Origin of the sequence: Streptomyces sp. MnatMP-M17, assembly GCF_900091995.1 — a bacterium.
Lineage (GTDB): Bacteria > Actinomycetota > Actinomycetes > Streptomycetales > Streptomycetaceae > Streptomyces.
Genome location: NZ_FMDK01001236.1, coordinates 1 through 1,518, shown reverse-complemented (window position 1 = coordinate 1,518; position 1,518 = coordinate 1). Strand labels below are relative to the sequence as shown.

The 1,518-nt window shown below is 72.6% G+C and carries 1 protein-coding gene and 1 pseudogene; both read right to left on the bottom strand.

Going from position 1 to position 1,518, the window contains the following annotated elements; translation table 11 throughout:
• The coding region (locus GA0115259_RS38185) for a serine/threonine-protein kinase (RefSeq protein ID WP_093605211.1) at positions 1–958 on the bottom strand (958 nt) is incomplete at its 3' end.
• A gap of 90 nt (positions 959–1,048) precedes the next feature.
• Positions 1,049–1,518: pseudogene (locus GA0115259_RS38180) on the bottom strand (serine/threonine protein kinase); the annotation flags it as partial.

Below are 1,518 nucleotides of genomic sequence, written 5' to 3'. Positions count from 1 at the left end.
CGGGTGCCGCGCCCTGGACCAGCGGGACCGCGCCGCGGCGGCGCGGCTCCTCGGGGCCCGTCGGGCCCGGCTCCTCGTACGAGGGCGGTTCGGTGGGCTCCGTGTCGGGCTCGTCCACGTCCAGCGGAGGGATGCCCGCGAGCATGGGGAGCTGTTCGCGCAGCCGGGCCGCGAGCTCGGAGGCGCGCAGCCGGGAGGCCGGGGCCTTGGCCAGGCACTGGACGAGGAGCTGCCAGAGCTCCTCGGGGATACCGGGCAGCGGGACGACGGTCTCGGTGACATGCCGGCGCAGTACGGCCCCGGGGTGGCCGCCACCGAACGGGGTGAAGCCCGCGAGCAGCTCGTACAGGACCGTGGCCAGCGCGTAGATGTCGACGGCGGCGCGCGGCGGCAGGCCCTCGACGATCTCGGGCGCCAGATAGTCGGGCGTGCCGATGATCCTGGTCGCCTTGGTGCGCCGGGGGGTGTCGATCAGCTTCGCGACGCCGAAGTCGGTCAGCAGCGCCGGGTGCGCGCCGCCGGGGCCCAGCGGGCCCTCCATGTCGAGCAGAATGTTCTCCGGCTTGACGTCGCGGTGGACGATCCCGGCCGCGTGCGCGGCGGCGAGACCGTCGGCGACATCGGCGATGATCGCGACCGCGGCCTCGGGCGCGAGCCGGCGCTCGCGGTCGAGACGGGTACGCAGATCCGTGCCGCGGACCAGTTCCATGACCAGCGCCAGATCGTTGCCGTCCACGACGAGATCGCGGACGCCGACCACCCGGGGATGGTCGAGCCCGAGCAGGGCGGTGCGCTCCTGTACGAAGCGTCCGACCAGCTCCTGGTCGGAGGCGAGGTCCTCACGCAACAGCTTGATGGCCACGGGCCCTTCGGGCCCTTCCCCGAGCCACACCGTGCCCGCGCTGCCCCGCCCAAGAATCTGATGGGCGGTGTACCGGCTGCCGATATTCCGTGCCAAGACTGCTCCCTCAGCGGCTGGCGTTGCCCATCAAAGTACGCGGGTATCGGGGCGTTACGTACGGGATCCCGGGGGTTGTCCCCCCTGGGATCACTGCCCCGGTACCGAACCCGAGCCGGAGCCCGGGTCCGAACCGCCCAGCTTCGAGAACCAGTCCGTCACCGTCGAAAACGCGTCACTTATCGCCGTCCAGTAGCTCTTGCCCTCGGCGACCCAGTCCTGAAGAGGTGTCAGCTCCCAGATCAGCCAGCCCGCGACGAAGAGCAGGACGAGCGTGAACAGACAGCCCTTGAGGCAGCCCAGACCGGGAATCCGCATCGGATTCGCGCCGCGCTGCCGCGGCTCGCGCGGCTGACGCGGTGCCGGCTGCTGAGGCGGCGGCTGGGGAGGAGCGTACTGCTGTTGCTGAGGCGGCGCGTACCGCTGCTGCTGAGGCTGAGGCGGCTGAGGCGCGTACCGCTGCGGAGGCTGGGCCTGGCGCTGGGGCCGCTGCTGATGCGCGGGCGGCTGTGGCGGCGGCTGCCGCCTGGGCGCCTGCGGGCGCTGCGGACGGCGGCGCA